This is a genomic window from Janthinobacterium sp. HH106 (genome assembly GCF_001758725.1).
GTDB lineage: Bacteria > Pseudomonadota > Gammaproteobacteria > Burkholderiales > Burkholderiaceae_D > Janthinobacterium.
Map to the genome: position 1 here is coordinate 231917 of NZ_LRIC01000056.1, position 14436 is coordinate 246352.

The 14436-nt window shown below is 63.6% G+C and carries 13 protein-coding genes, 1 tRNA gene and 1 riboswitch; of the genes, 8 read left to right on the plus strand and 6 right to left on the minus strand.

What is annotated here, in order from left to right; genetic code table 11:
• Nucleotides 1–6 precede the first annotated feature (6 nt).
• The 6 genes from JAB8_RS22005 to glyA form a co-directional block, all read right to left on the minus strand.
• Nucleotides 7–3903 carry a PilC/PilY family type IV pilus protein gene (locus JAB8_RS22005; protein WP_083287848.1) on the minus strand — a complete coding sequence of 1299 codons (3897 nt, stop codon included), beginning with the start codon at nt 3901–3903 and terminating at the stop codon, nt 7–9.
• A complete protein-coding gene (locus JAB8_RS22010; RefSeq protein ID WP_070291404.1) occupies nt 3900–4526 on the minus strand; it encodes a PilX N-terminal domain-containing pilus assembly protein in 627 nt (208 codons plus the stop codon). The genes JAB8_RS22005 and JAB8_RS22010 overlap by 4 nt, the downstream gene beginning before the upstream one ends.
• Before the next feature lie 51 nt (nt 4527–4577).
• A complete protein-coding gene (locus JAB8_RS22015; RefSeq protein WP_083287850.1) occupies nt 4578–5555 on the minus strand; it encodes a PilW family protein in 978 nt (325 codons plus the stop codon).
• A complete protein-coding gene (pilV, locus tag JAB8_RS22020) occupies nt 5552–6136 on the minus strand; it encodes a type IV pilus modification protein PilV (RefSeq protein WP_227742134.1) in 585 nt (194 codons plus the stop codon). The genes JAB8_RS22015 and pilV overlap by 4 nt, the downstream gene beginning before the upstream one ends.
• Nucleotides 6137–6373: 237 nt before the next feature.
• Nucleotides 6374–6835: a transcriptional regulator NrdR gene (nrdR, locus tag JAB8_RS22025; protein WP_034759169.1), complete on the minus strand. Its 462-nt coding sequence runs from the start codon at nt 6833–6835 to the stop codon at nt 6374–6376.
• Nucleotides 6836–6978: 143 nt separating this feature from the next.
• Nucleotides 6979–8226, minus strand: coding sequence for a serine hydroxymethyltransferase (gene glyA / locus JAB8_RS22030; protein ID WP_070219562.1), 1248 nt, complete (start codon nt 8224–8226; stop codon nt 6979–6981).
• 111 nt (nt 8227–8337) lie between these two features.
• A riboswitch (ZMP/ZTP riboswitch) is annotated at nt 8338–8462 on the minus strand.
• A 292-nt stretch (nt 8463–8754) separates the two neighbouring features.
• On the opposite strand from glyA, the gene ybgC reads away from it, so the two are divergent.
• The 8 genes from ybgC to JAB8_RS22070 all read left to right on the plus strand — a co-directional run bounded on the left by ybgC (nt 8755) and on the right by JAB8_RS22070 (nt 14292).
• Nucleotides 8755–9156 (plus strand): tol-pal system-associated acyl-CoA thioesterase, encoded by a 402-nt coding sequence (gene ybgC, locus JAB8_RS22035; protein ID WP_070291405.1) that lies wholly within the window; start codon nt 8755–8757, stop codon nt 9154–9156.
• Between the two features lie 46 nt (nt 9157–9202).
• A complete protein-coding gene (gene tolQ, locus JAB8_RS22040) occupies nt 9203–9892 on the plus strand; it encodes a protein TolQ (protein WP_046682323.1) in 690 nt (229 codons plus the stop codon).
• 15 nt (nt 9893–9907) lie between these two features.
• Entirely contained in the window at nt 9908–10348 is a 441-nt protein-coding gene (locus JAB8_RS22045; protein ID WP_223278896.1) for an ExbD/TolR family protein, read from the plus strand.
• A 48-nt stretch (nt 10349–10396) separates the two neighbouring features.
• On the plus strand, nt 10397–11416 hold the full coding sequence (gene tolA / locus JAB8_RS22050; RefSeq protein WP_083287851.1) for a cell envelope integrity protein TolA: 1020 nt from the start codon (nt 10397–10399) through the stop codon (nt 11414–11416).
• Complete coding sequence (tolB, locus tag JAB8_RS22055) at nt 11413–12690, plus strand: Tol-Pal system beta propeller repeat protein TolB (protein WP_083287380.1); 1278 nt, start codon at nt 11413–11415, stop codon at nt 12688–12690. The genes tolA and tolB overlap by 4 nt, the downstream gene beginning before the upstream one ends.
• A gap of 43 nt (nt 12691–12733) precedes the next feature.
• The gene (gene pal / locus JAB8_RS22060) at nt 12734–13255 is read left to right on the plus strand and encodes a peptidoglycan-associated lipoprotein Pal (protein WP_034759187.1); all 522 of its coding nucleotides are present in this window, start codon (nt 12734–12736) and stop codon (nt 13253–13255) included.
• A 135-nt stretch (nt 13256–13390) separates the two neighbouring features.
• Nucleotides 13391–14149: a tol-pal system protein YbgF gene (gene ybgF, locus JAB8_RS22065; protein ID WP_070219558.1), complete on the plus strand. Its 759-nt coding sequence runs from the start codon at nt 13391–13393 to the stop codon at nt 14147–14149.
• 67 nt (nt 14150–14216) lie between these two features.
• Nucleotides 14217–14292: transfer RNA gene (locus JAB8_RS22070), tRNA-Lys, on the plus strand.
• Nucleotides 14293–14436: the final 144 nt, after the last annotated feature.

Here is a 14436-nt window from a genome sequence, read left to right on the forward strand (position 1 = left end):
CCTCTCTTATTTCTTCTTGGCCGCCTCGTGCAATTCGCGCCAGTTCGCCACTTCGCGCCAGCTGAGGCGCCGGGCGGGCAGCGGCGCGCTGACGACCTTGAATCCCGCCCCGCTGGCCGCGCCGGGCAAGCCCGGCTGCAGCACGGCCAGTTCCTTGCGCCCCTCGGCCCGCCCTGGCGCCGTCACGGCGCCCACCGTGCTGTTCAATTCCAGCGCCAGCGGCGGCGCGCGCGCCAGGCCGTCGAACAAGCGTCCCGTCTGCTCACCCGCCTGCACCACACCGGCGCCATCGGCGGCAAAACCGCTCAGCACGTCGAGCACGTACAGGCGCGTGACCGGCTTGGCGCAAGCGTCGCGCCCCGGCAGGACGGTATTGAACAGCACCTTGCCGGCGGCCAGTACGGGACTGCTGATGCTGCGCTCGCCCGTCTGCGCGGTATCGAGAAAATCGAGATACCAGCCGCGCATGGCGTCGCTGCCCGTGTAGCGCAGTTCGGCGCCGTCGACGCGCACGCCCCCCGTCGTCTCGCCCAGGCTGCGCTGTTCCAGATCGGCCCGGCTGCGCGTAGGAGATGTTTCCCGCACATCGTCGTGCACGGCATAAAACGACTGCGACAGAAAGGCGGAAGGCCAGGTATCGCCCGCTTCGACCAGCTTGCCCGTGCCGAACAGCAGCAGATAGCCGCCTCCAGGCGCGTACGCCACGCTCAGCTGCTGCGTCACGGGCTGGCGCCGGCCCTGCGCATCGCGCGCGACAAACACGAGCTTGCGCCCCTGTCCCTCCTTCCAAGGCGGGCCGCCAGTCATGTCGATGCGCCAGATATTGCCCTGCAAATCGCCCGCATAGATATACGCGAGCGCGCCATCGCCGCCCGGCACCACGGCGGGCGGGCCCAGCGCGTGGGGCATGGCGTCAATGACCGCATCAGCGTCATGGCCGCCATCGCCACCACCGTTGCCGTCAGCCACAGGCACCTTGAACCGGAAGTAATTACTTCCTATCACCCATGGCGTCCCAGGCGCCTTGTCCAGGGCCAGCAGGAAGATGGCGGCGGCCGATGCGGGCGCCGTCGTGTCCTTGCCGTCATTCACATGGTTGTTGTAGCCGCTGGCGACGATGGCAAAATCACGGTAGGCCGGCGCGCCCTCCTTGCCGCCCATATTGACGCGGGCAAAGGCGGGCGGCGCGCGCACATTGCCCATGAGCCTGTCGTCGCGGTCCGTGAATTCCCACAACGCACCGTCTTGCGCAAAACGCATCGGGTCGGTGATGTCGAGCGCAAACACGCCTTGCGCCCCGCCGCCCATGCCCGACACCAGCACCGTCTTCCAATGTCCCAGCGCCAGCACTTCCGCCGTGGCCGCCGCGCCATCGAGCAGCGGGCCGGCGCTGTAGTGAGTGCTCGCAGCGGCTGGCGCCGCGCGCAGCAGCGCCTGCGGCAGATAGGCAAACAATTCGCTGCCCGTGCGCGCATCGAACGCATGCAACAAACCGTCGTTGGCGCCCAGGTACAGCATTTTCCGGCGCTGCAGCAGCGCCTGGCGATGCACGCCATAGCCGGCCCCCGGCATGCCCAGACCCGGCGCGCCCACGTACAGCAGGTTGCCGTGCGGCGCCGCGCCCAGGCTGCCGGACCTGCGCCGCAGGAAGCCGCCGGGCTGGCCCACCTCGTGCGTACGCTGGCCCAGCAAATATGCCAGACGCGCCTCGCCTCTGCCATCGCCGCCGTCGAATGCGCCGCGCTGTGCTGCATCGAGCGCCTTCCAGGCCAGCGGCATCAGGGCGCCCTTGGCGTCAAGCGTGTAGACGGGACGCAAGGCCGTGGATGGTCCATCCGGCATGGTCTTGGACTGTCCGCCAGCAGTCCACAATGGCTTGCCGGGAAGCAGTGCGCCATCGGCGCCCACGGCAAACGCGCTGCGCGACAAGATCATGCCGCCATCGGCCAGGCGCATCCGCGTGCGAAACCAGTAAGCCTCTTCCGTACCGCTGGCCAGCGCCATCAGGGCCGGCCCCGGCAGCGTCGCCGCCAGCGTGCCCTTGTCGGCGGAGACAAAGGCCGCGCGCAGTCCCGCGATCAGGGCGGCCGGATCGCTGCCGGGCAAGTAATGGGTGGGCCAGCGGCCGTCCAGGCTCCATTCATCGAACGCGCTGCCCGTTGCGCTCTTGAATGGGTTGGCGTCGCCGTTCGCATCAAGAAAACCGCCATACTTGGCCGCCAGCAGCAAGGGAGTAGCGGCGGGAGTGGCTGCAGATTCGCCGGCCGGGTCGCCCTGGCGCAAGTCGCCCGCGTAGTGCTCGACCTTGGCAAGGCCGTCGTTCTTGCCGCCAGGACGCAGCGCCTGCACATGCGACCAGTAGGCCAGCCCTGCCGCATGGTAGCTGGCGCCGCCCGCGCCGTCGGCCAGCAATTCCAGTCCCGCCAGGTCGGGCCGTGGCGCGGGGTTGCCCTGCGCACCGCCGCTTTCCAGGCTGCCCACCGCATGCGTCCAGGCCATCGCATCGAACGGCGGCGGCGCAAAGCCATCGGCGGCGCGTGCGCGGTCACCGGCCGAGGCAGGCACAACAGGGACGTTGCCGGGCACGTAGCGGTCCCCCGCCATGCCCGCATCGCCGAGGCTGACGACGACGTGGCGCTGGCAATTGGCCGTTTGCGGGTCGCTCCATGGGGTCACGACCGGCAAGCCGTCGTCGATGGCAGGCGGAGCCGTGGCGGGCGGCACGGCGGCGCTCGCTTGCCGCCCCTGCAGGTAGCGCAGCGATTCGTACAGCAATTCAGCCAGCGGCGCGGCCCTCGCGTACGCGCCCGGATGCCCGGCATTGCTGCGGCCCAAGCCGTTGATGTAAGCGGTCACCCCGCCGCCAGGGCCTGCGCCCTGGTCAGCGCCTTGGACGGCAAACACGCCATTGACGGGATTCCACTCGGCGCCGGTATTGTCTTGCGGCAAAAAGTCGGGCGCCGTCCAGCGTTGCCTGCCCATGTGGGCGAGCGGCGCGCGCAGCACGCCGCCATACACGGGGCCGGCACTGGCAGAGACGCCGTTCAAATGGCCAAACACGCCCACGCGTACCCTGCCGCCAAGGCGCTGCACGGCGCCCACCGGTTTGTAGTTCTTGCCGTACGCGAGGCACAGGTCGTCGCGCAGCGGCCCCTCATCGGCATCGCAAACGCGCACGCGCGCGAGGAACACGCCGTGCGTGGCGGCGATGCCGGGCGCGTCGCAACTGCCGCCCGGAGGCACGCTGGCGTCGCCGAACAGCAGGCGATTACGGCAGGAAACGATGGCCAGTTGCGCCAGCGCAAATGGCGTCGCCGCCGCCACGCCTGTCTGCAAGACCTTGCGCGGGAAAAAGACGGGGTGGGCATAGAAGTCGACGGGACCGTCGGCATCGGGCAGCCAGGCGCGCTGCAGCACCGTCTTGCGCACTTCGTCGATGACGCGGTCGCCGCCCGTCAGGGCATAGCGGACGATGTCGAGCATGCTGGCGCTGGCCCAGTTCAGAAAGTTGCCGCTAAAACTATCACCGCCGCAGCCGTGCAGCGCGTCCGCCGGTTTCAGCACGGAGAAGTAAGCGGTCGCTACGCGCAGGTCCGGCAGCATGACGCCGTCCTTGCTGCGGTAGGGATAGCTGTAGCACATGCGCGCATGGAAGTAACCGAGGTACTCGCGCTGCGGCGCATACTCGCCGCCATGCGCGGCGGCCGCCGCCGCATGCGTGAGCGACAGATTGAGCAGCAGGTTCGGCGGCACTCTGGCGCCGTGCAAGCCAGCGTCGGCCCGCGCCAGCGCCACGGGAGGTGCAGCCGCAACAGCGGCGCCGCAAGCCAGGCAAACCAGGCTGATCAGCAGCAGCCAGGCGGACCACCAAGCCGATGGCAAAGCAAACGACCAAGCCCTCATGGTCCCGCTCCCGCCGCCTGCTTGCGGTAATAACTTTGCAACACGACTTGCGTGCTTTCCTGCGCGCCAAAACCGATGGCCGTGATGCGGTACACATAACTTTCCGTCGCCAGGCCGCCGGCCACTGCCGCCGCCTGCGCGCCGGGCGGGTGAAACGGCAGCAATTCGATCAGATAACGGGGTCGGCGCGACGGCAGGAAACCCTGCCCCGTGTGCATGACGGCGCCCGTAAACTGGCCATACGGCACGGTGTGGCTGCTGCCTTCAGGACCGTCGAGGTCCATGCTCAGCCAGAGCGCCGGCGCCTCCGGGGCTGCGGGCAGGCACAGGCCCAGTGCGCCTCCTTCGCCGCAACCGTCCGCAAACCCGGCCGCACTGCCTGGCGCAAAGAGGCTGCTGCGCCCCGGCGCGCCGGGCAAGCCTTCGATATCGTTCTGCGCATCCATCAATGCTTCCTCCGCCGCCTGAAATGCGATCTGCCGGTCGCGCTCGCCGCGTGCCGCCTTTTCGCCCTGCAAGGCCATCTGCGCCGCCGATATGCCCAGCAGCAAGATGATCACCAACAGGCACAGCACATACACGAGGGTGGCGCCACTGTGGCGCGCGCAAGGTGAACAAGGCACGCAACGAGGTAGGCAGCAGCGGACGCCCGCGCCAGCCATCGTGCCGCCCGCCTAGGCCGGCCCGTTGCGCAGCATGATGCTCGTCTGCACCAATTGCCGCAGCCGGGAGCGCGTCGCGGCGGGCAAGGACGCGCGCGCGATGCGTACGCCCGTGTCGCCGGCGCCGTGCGCCTCCGCATATGCCTTGCCGAACAGGTCGAACTGCGCCGGCCCCAGCTCCGCCATCTTGTCCGCCTGGTCCGCCTCGCCATGCAGCAGCAAGGCCACGCGCACGCTGGCCACGCGCTTCCAGTGCGTGCGGCGCCGCAAATCGCGCTGGCGCGCGGCCGCATCCGCGCCCTGCAGCACCAGCGCCGCATCGTAGGCGTCGAGCGCACTGGCGTTGACATAGCGGTTCGCCACGCCGTCGGGCGGCGTATCCGTGTCGAGGCCATACAGCACCTGGAAACCGTCGACGCCACGAATGACGGCATCCGCGCCCCAGCCGTTCGCGCCACGGTATTTGCAGCGCAGTTCGCCTTCGCCATCGGCGCCCTGTGCCACATAGAAAATGCTCCAGCCCCGCTGCGCCTCCGTTTGCGCGGCGCCCACGCCAAAACCGGCGCAATTGAGCACGGACCCGTCGCCGCCCTCTTCCTTGCCGGCCCCGTAATAGCGCAGGGCCAGCACGTCGCTGCCATGCAGGGCGCCGGGCAGCGCGCCGCTGATGCCTTCGCTGTTCTTGCCCAGGCTGCGCGCGTCGAGCCCGGCGACATTGGCGCTGTCGTCATCGGCATGGGCGACGGGCGCGGCGCTGCTATCCCAGTTCACGTACGCCGTCTGGCGCACGGCGCGGGCGATGGTGTCGAGCACATAGCGGCCATTGTCGTCCAGCCGCGCGCTGGCGGACTGGTCGCCATAGCTGCCGCTAGCCGCCACCAGCACGCCACTGGCGGCCAGCATCAGCAGCGCGCCCAGCGACAGCGCCACCAGCAATTCGACGAGGCTCATGCCGCGCCGCCAGCGCCACGCGGCATGCACGCCGTTCATGCGCCGCCTCCGCCCAGCTGGAATACCAGCCTGGGCAGCGACTCGCCTGCCGCATTCACGGCGGGCGAGCCATCGGGCAAGCGGCCGCGCCAGCCCAGCTTGATGACGATGGGCGCGCCCTTGCCGCCGCTGCACGCCCAGTGCAAGCCTTGCGCGGCGGCATCCCAAACAGAGGCATCGCGGCAGATATGCAGGCGCGCGCCGGGCAAGGCCGCATGCAGCGATTGCTTCCATTCAGCGATGTCGAATTGCGCCAGTTCGGCCGCGCTGCAGGCGCTAGCGCCAAAGCAGTCCGGCGCAGTGCCGCCTGCTTCGGCATCGTCCGCCGCCGCGTAGGCCACGTTCAGGTAGGGATTGCCCGCATCGGGTCCATTCATGAGCACGCCGTTTGCTCGCATGCGCTCGGCCATGCCGGCCGCCAGCTGCGCGCCCGCCGACAACAGCGCCGACTCATGGCGCGCGCGCAGGGAGTGCAGTTGCAAAATGCTGGCACCGAGCAGGCCCAGCGCCAACAGCAGCAGCGACACGAGCACCTCGACGAGGCTGCTGCCACCCGCTGGAAACATAGTGCGACCGCTCATGTGCATGCCTTGCTCCCTTCCGCAGAAAGAGTCGCAAGAACAGGCGGCCCAGCTACACGATAGGCGCGCGCAAAAAACCGGATCTGCGCTAGCGCAAACAGCGCAGCGATAAAGGGAGAAGAACGGTGTAGTTATTGATCAGGCCGCTTGCCAGGCGAGCGTTGGCGTGGTGAACACGGGGCGCAAAACGGGGCACATGAGCAGCCCCGTCGTCGAACAAGAGGCTTCGAGCAGGCGTCAGGGCTTGCGCGCCTGCCCCACTTCGGCGATCGCATCCTGGAACTCGGCCAGGTCTTCGAAATTTTTATACACTGAGGCAAAGCGGATGTAGGCGATCTTGTCGAGGCGCTTGAGTTCCTGCATGACGAGTTCGCCGATATAGCCGGAATCGACTTCGCGCAAGCCGCTCGTCAGCAGTTTTTCCTGGATGGACGCGATGGCCGTATCCACCGAGGCGGCCGCGACGGGACGCTTGCGCAAGGCCAGCATCAAACTGCCGCGCAACTTATCCGCAGCGAACTCCGTCCGGCTGCCATTCTTTTTGACGACGGCCGGCATGATAAGTTCAATGCGCTCGTACGTGGTAAACCGCTTGTCGCATTTGCCGCAGCGGCGGCGGCGCCGAATGGCATCCCCTTCCTCCGATACGCGCGTATCGAGAACCTGGGTGTCGCCGTGCTGGCAAAATGGACATTTCATGGGCTGGTTACAACTTTATAGTAATAATTACGGGAAATCGCCGCCCTTGTACAAAGGGCGCCCGAATCACTCCGGGCGCCCTTGGGCACGAAGGAATGTGTCATACGGAATCTTACTCCGTATGACACATTCTGGACAAATAATTATGAGGCGTACACAGGGTGCGCGTCGGCCAGCACTTTCACGGCCGCTTTGACGCGCTCGATGGTGGCGGCGTCATGCGGGTTGTCCAGCACGTCGGCGATCAGGTTGCCCACTTCTTCCGCTTGCGCTTCCTTGAAACCGCGCGTCGTCATCGCCGGGCTGCCCAGGCGGATGCCCGAGGTGACGAAGGGTTTTTGCGGGTCGTTCGGGATGCCGTTCTTGTTGCAGGTGATGTGCGCGGAACCGAGGATGGCTTCGGCTTCCTTGCCCGTCAGGTTCTTGGCGCGCAGGTCGACCAGCATGACGTGCGATTCGGTGCCGCCGGACACGATGCGCAGGCCGCGCTTGATCAGGGTTTTCGCCAGCACGTCGGCGTTCTTGATCACTTGCTTCTGGTATTCGACGAATTCAGGGCTCAGCGCTTCCTTGAAGGCGACGGCCTTACCGGCGATCACGTGCATCAGCGGGCCGCCCTGGATGCCAGGGAAGATGGCCGAGTTGATGGCTTTTTCGTGCTCGGCCTTCATCAGGATGATGCCGCCGCGCGGACCGCGCAGCGATTTGTGCGTGGTCGAGGTGACGAAGTCGGCGAACGGCACCGGATTCGGGTACAGGCCGGCGGCGATCAGGCCCGCGTAGTGGGCCATGTCCACCATGAAGTAGGCGCCCACTTCCTTGGCGATCTTGCCGAAGCGTTCGAAGTCGATTTTTTTCGAGAAAGCGGACGCGCCGGCGATGATCAGTTTCGGCTTGCGTTCGCGGGCCAGGCGCTCCATCGCCTCGTAGTCGATGTCTTCTTCCGCCGTCAAGCCATACGACACGACGTCAAACCATTTGCCGGACATGTTCAGCGGCATGCCGTGGGTCAGGTGACCGCCTTCGGCCAGCGACATGCCCATGATCAGGTCGCCTGGTTTCAGCATGGCGAAGAACACGCCCTGGTTCGCCTGCGAGCCGGAATTCGGCTGCACGTTCGCGCATTCGGCGCCGAACAGTTTCTTGACGCGGTCGATGGCCAGTTGCTCGGCCACGTCGACGTATTCGCAGCCGCCGTAGTAGCGCTTGCCCGGGTAGCCTTCGGCGTACTTGTTCGTCAGCTGCGAGCCTTGCGCTTCCATTACGGCTGGCGACGTGTAGTTCTCCGAGGCGATCAGTTCGATGTGATCGTGCTGGCGCGTGTTTTCTTTTTGAATGACGGCGAACAATTCAGGATCGACGTTGGCGAGGGTGTGATCTTTTGCAAACATGTAAAAACTCCAAGTATGAGGGTGCTTGTACTGGCAGGTTGGATCGAATGAGGGGAGCCGGCGTTAAGTGAATAACAACATTGGACGGGCAGCCTCTTCGTGCTTTTCCATAGTGGCTACCCAGGCGAACGGCTGATGAAAAATCTCACGTTTCCCGGTGGGTGCCCACCTTTCGCCGGTTTGCCGATCGCCACTCAGGGAGATCGCCCGACTTTTCGCCAGTCACGTGAGACGTAATGGAAGTCAAATTGTAAGTTAAGTGCCCAAATTGAGCAAGGAATGCAACCGTGCAGCTATAATCGCCGCGCGCCGCCGCAGCCCGGACAAGGCCGCGGCGCTTAAGCTGGACTTAAACCTGGCTGCGGCTTGTAAGCGTATGTTACGAGGCTTGCCATTGCCCGCCCCGGATTTACAATGCTGCGGTGCAACTTATATGCAGCTTTTGCATGGCTTTCCAGCAAGCGCCCACAGTCACAAGAAGAAAAATCGCGTAAAATGTTGCTCAATCTCACTACTGGCGCAATAAACATGCCTTCAGTCTTTACCTGGAACGTACGTGTCTACTATGAAGACACCGACGCCGGCGGCATCGTCTATTACGCTAACTACCTCAAATTCTTCGAGCGCGCACGCACGGAATGGCTGCGCGCCATCGACGTGGGCCAGCAGGAATTGCTGGAACAGCATGACGCGATGTTCGTTGTCAAAAGCGTCAACGCCGACTATCATGCGCCAGCCAGGCTCGATGACACGGTAAGATTAACCTTAAGCATAGAAAAAATGGGGTGCGCCTCCATCGTTTTCCTGCAACAAGCCTGGTGCGGCGACCGCCTGCTCAACACGGCCCGCGTCAAGATCGGCTGCGTCGACTCAAGCATGCGCCCGCGCGCCGTGCCTGATGCAGTCGCGGCCCGCATGCGCGCCACCTGAGCCCTACCGCCACCCCCGGATAATTCACCCAACAGACTGCCTGCCAATGAACGTTACACAAGATCTTTCTTTCCTCGCGCTCATCACCAATGCCCACCTGATCGTGCAACTGATCATGGCCCTGCTGCTGCTGATTTCCCTGACCAGCTGGACCTACATTTTCCGCAAGATGTTTGCCGTGCGCCAGGCGCGCAAGCAAACCATCGAATTCGAACGCAGCTTCTGGGCCGGCGGCAACCTGCATGCGCTGCACCAGAACGCCAGCGGCAACCGCGACCAGAGCGGCGCGCTGGCCCGCATCTTCGACGCCGGCATGGGCGAATTCATCAAGGGCAAGGCTTCCTACGGTTCGCGCGAAGCGCTGGACGTGGGCGCCGTGCTCGACGGCGCACGCCGCGCCATGCGCGCCGCTTTCCAGCGCGAAATGGACGTGCTCGAATCGCATCTGGCCTTCCTCGCTTCCGTCGGCTCCGTCTCGCCGTACATCGGCCTGCTCGGTACCGTCTGGGGCATCATGAACGCCTTCCGCGGCCTGGCCAACGTGCAGCAAGCAACCCTGGCCGCCGTCGCGCCCGGCATTGCCGAAGCGCTGATCGCCACGGCCATCGGCCTGTTCGCGGCCATTCCCGCCGTCGTCGCCTACAACCGTTTTTCGCATGACATCGACCGCCTGGCGATCCGCTTCGAGAGCTTCGTCGAGGAATTCTCCAACATCTTGCAGCGCCAGTCGCGCTAAGAGGGAGCAGCGTCCATGGGTTCCTCATTCAATAGCGGCGGCATGCGCGGCGGCCGCGGCCGCAAGTTCAAGTCCGAGATCAACGTCGTGCCGTACATCGACGTGATGCTGGTGCTGCTGATCATTTTCATGGTGATGCCGTCGTCGAACAATCCCAGCGTGGTGAACCTGCCCAACGCGGAAAAGTCGGCGAAACCGCCCGATGACTATATTCAGATCGTGCTGAAACCGAATGGTTCGCTGTCGATCGGCGTCATCGGCAAGGAACAGCTGTCGCCGGAAACGGAACCGAACCGCGACGCCCTGCTGCGCAAGCTGCGCGGTTTACATGAAAGCAATCCCGACTATCCCGTGATGATCGCGGGCGACAAGGAAAGCAAGTACGACGATGTGATCCAGCTCATTTCGGAAGCGAAAAAGATGGGCATTACCCGTGTCGGCCTGGCCACCAAGTAAGCGCAGCATCCTGTTTCCAGACTTGACCGTTTTTAGATAGACTAGACTTTGCAGAACAAACAAATCGACCATGTACTCGGCAAGCCCTACAGCGTGCCGCGCGAACGCAGCCGCTGGCCCTCGCTGGGCCTGGCGCTGGCGATGCACCTTGGCCTGCTGTTTTTCCTGTGGGTGGGCGTACACTGGCAAAATACGGAACCTGTCGCCGTCGAAGCGGAAGTGTGGGACATGAAAGTGCAGACGGCCGCGCCGCCGCCCGAAGTGGCGACGGAACCGGAGCCGACACCAGCCCCGCCGCCGGAACCGCAAGTGGAACAGCCGGCGCCGCCGCCGCCACCGCCCGTGGCCGCGCCCGAGCCGAAGGTCGACCTGCGCGAGGCGGAGATCGCCCTGGAACGCAAGAAGGCCAAGCTGAAGGAAGAAAAAGAGAAAGCGGCAGAGCAAGAACGCCGCAAGCAGGAACAGAAGGAACGCGAGGAAGAAAAGCGCGAACTGGAAAAACAGAAGCAGAAAGAAAAAGACAAGGCTGACAAGCTGGAAAAAGAAAAGGCCGACAAGCTGGAGAAAGCCAAGCTGGCCAAAGAGAAAGAAAAAGCGGCGGAAGAAAAAGCCGAGAAAGAACTGTCCGAGAAAAAAGCAGCGGCGGAAAAAGCCGCCAAGGCGAAAAAAGCGGCGGAAGAGAAAAAAGCCGCCGACAAGGCGCGTGAAGCGGAAATGCGCCGCATCACGGGTGCAGCAGGCGCCGGCACAACGGGCACGGCCGCGAAAGCGACCGCGCCACGCAAGGACAGCGGCTATGTCGCTGCCCTGACGAGCAAGATCAAGAGCAATATCGCGTACAGCGGTAGCACGGAGGTGCCGGGCAACCCGCGCGCCGTGTTCAAGATCGAGCAACTGCCAACTGGGGAAATTATTTCGGTCCGAAAGATTAAAAGCAGCGGCCTGCCGGCGTATGACAGCTCGGTGGAAAACGCCATTAATAAATCGTCGCCACTGCCGAAGAAAAAAGACGGCACCGTGGAACGCGAGATTGAACTCATATTCGAGATGAAGGATTTGCCTAAATGATGACCATGAAAAAAATGAGCTATGTCGTGCTCTGCGCCAGCCTGATGCTGGGAGCGTCAAGCGCCCAGGCGCAGCTGCGCGTGGAGATTACGGGGATCGGCAGCAACCAGATCCCGGTGGCTGTGGCCAGCTTCGTCAATGAATCGGCGGCGCCGCAATCGCTGTCGGGCATTATCAAGGCCGACCTGGCGCGCAGCGGCGTGTTCAAGCTGATCGACGCCGATGCGCCCGTGGCGGAAACGGCGCCCGTCAGCTACGAGCAGTGGAAATCGCGCGGCGCCGACGCGCTGGCGGCCGGCAGCGTGCAAAGCATGGCCGATGGCCGCCTGGACGTGCGCTACAAACTGTTCGACACCATCAAGGGCGCGCAGATTTCCAGCATGAACAATGCGGCCGCGCCGCAGTTCAACCGCCTGCTGGCGCACAAGATCGCCGACGACATCTATGAAAAGCTGACGGGCGTCAAGGGCGCGTTCGCCACCCGTATCGCCTACGTCACGCAATCGGGCCGCGAATACCGCCTGGAAATCGCCGACGCCGATGGCGAAGGCATCCAGGTCGCCCTGCGCTCGAACGAGCCGATCATTTCGCCATCATGGTCGCCGGACGGCACCAAGGTCGCATACGTGTCGTTTGAAAAGAAAAAGCCCATCGTCTACGTGCAAAACCTGGTGACGCGCCAGCGCACCATCGTGTCGAATGAAAAAGGCAGCAATTCGGCGCCGAGCTGGAGCCCGGACGGCTCGCGCCTGGCCGTGGCCCTGTCGCGCGACGGCCATACCCAGGTCTACACCGTCAATGCCGACGGCAGCGGCTTGCGCCGCGTCAGCACCAGCAGCGGCATCGATACGGAACCTCAATTCTCGGCCGATGGCCAAAGTATTTACTTCACCAGCGATCGCAGCGGCGGACCACAAATCTACCGCATGTCGACCAGCGGTGGCGAAGCCAAGCGCGTGACGTTTGGCGGCTCCTACAACATCAGCCCGCGGATTTCGTCCGACGGGAAGACACTCGCTTATATTTCCCGTCGCGACGGCAATTTCCAGCTCTACGCGCTCGACCTGGCTAGTGGCCAGGAACTGCGCCTGTCGGACACCGCCAACGACGAATCACCGAGCTTTTCGCCCAACGGGAAATATATCATGTACGCGACCGAATCCGGACGACGCAAGTCGCTGGCAGTGGTATCGGTGGATGGCCGCGTCAAACAGCGTTTGACTACGCAAGCTGGCAATATCAAGGAGCCCACCTGGGGTCCTTTTATGAAGTAAATGCTGTACAGTTTCACCTTTAACCATGACCCGGAGAATAAAAATGAGTAACTTTAAAAGTTTGGCTTTCATCGCCGCTACCGCAGCCCTGCTGTCCGCCTGCAGCACCCCAGTCAAAGTTGCAGAGACCCCAGTGGTTGAGCGCGCTCCTGAAAAAGTCGCAGCTCCAGTTGACACCCGTCAAGTTCAGCCAGTAACGACCGCATCGGTCGATCCACTGGACGATCCAAAAGGCGTGCTGGCTAACCGCAGCATCTACTTCGACTTCGACAAATACGTCGTGCGCGAAGCGGACACCCCAGTCGTGCAAAACCACGCTGCTTACCTGGTGAAAACCCCATCGCGCAAGATCCTGATCCAAGGTAACACCGATGAACGCGGTGGCGCTGAGTACAACCTGGCCCTGGGCCAGAAACGTGCTGAAGCCGTGCGCAAGTCGATGGCTGCCCTGGGCGTGCCGGAAGGCCAAATGGAAGCCGTGTCGCTGGGCAAAGAAAAGCCTAAAGCACAAGGCAGCAACGAAGCAGCATGGGCTGAAAACCGCCGCGCTGACATCGTTTATTGATGTTGACGGGTGAGCGCGGCAGCATTGGCGCTTACCTAACTGGCCAGTCATAGGCATAATAATGGGGCGCAGCGCGGTGATTCACCGCCCGGCGCCCCGTTTGCATGTTTTGCGTAACCTTAGAAAGCCCGACCCATGATGACATTCTCGAAAGCCGGCGTCGCCGCCGCCTTGATGGCCGCGTTTGCCTACCTGCCCCTGCACGCCAACGCCGCCCTGTTCGACGACGACGAAGCACGCAAAGCCATCCTCGAGCTGCGCGCCAAGGTTGACGCGATGGCGCGCGACCTGAACGGCCGCATCGACGCCAAGGCGGACAAGACCAGCACCCTGAGCCTGCTCAACCAGCACGACCAGACCATGCAAGAGATCGCCCGCCTGCGCGGCCAGATCGAAGTGCTGGGCAACGACCTGGCGAATGTGCAAAAGCGCCAGAAGGATTTCTACACCGACATCGACGCGCGCCTGCGCAAGCTCGAACCACGCCAGGTCACCATCGACGGCCAGGAAGCGGCCGTGGGCGTGTCCGAGCAAAGCGCGTACGAGTCCGCGTTCGGCCTGTTCAAGTCGGGCGACTACAAGGGCGCCGTTACGGCCCTGGACGCCTTCGTCAAGCGCTATCCGGAATCGGCGTACGCAGCCAACGCGCAATACTGGCTGGGCAACGCCTATTACGCCCAGCGCGACTGCAAAAACGCCATCACGGCCCAGCAGGCAGTGCTGAAACACTACGCAGACAGCCCGAAGGCGCCCGACGCCATGCTCAACATCGCCAGCTGCTACACGGAGCTGAAAGACAAGCCGAACGCCACCAAGACGCTGAACGCCCTGATCTCGCGCTACCCGGACTCCAGCGCGGCGCAAGCGGCCAAGGAACGGGCCGGTAAAAAGTAAAAGCGGGGAAAAAGTTGCCCGTTAGGTTTGACAGAATCCCGGGCACCCCCTATAATCTTTCTTCTTCGGGTCGTTAGCTCAGCTGGTAGAGCAGCGGACTTTTAATCCGTTGGTCGCAGGTTCGAATCCCGCACGGCCTACCACGAATACGCAGTACTGATCTGCTTGCGAGTTGTTATAGCAAGCATTTTTTTACGGCACAGTGTTACCGAAGTTGTTGTAAAAAGTTTTTGGGTCGTTAGCTCAGCTGGTAGAGCAGCGGACTTTTAATCCGTTGGTCGCAGGTT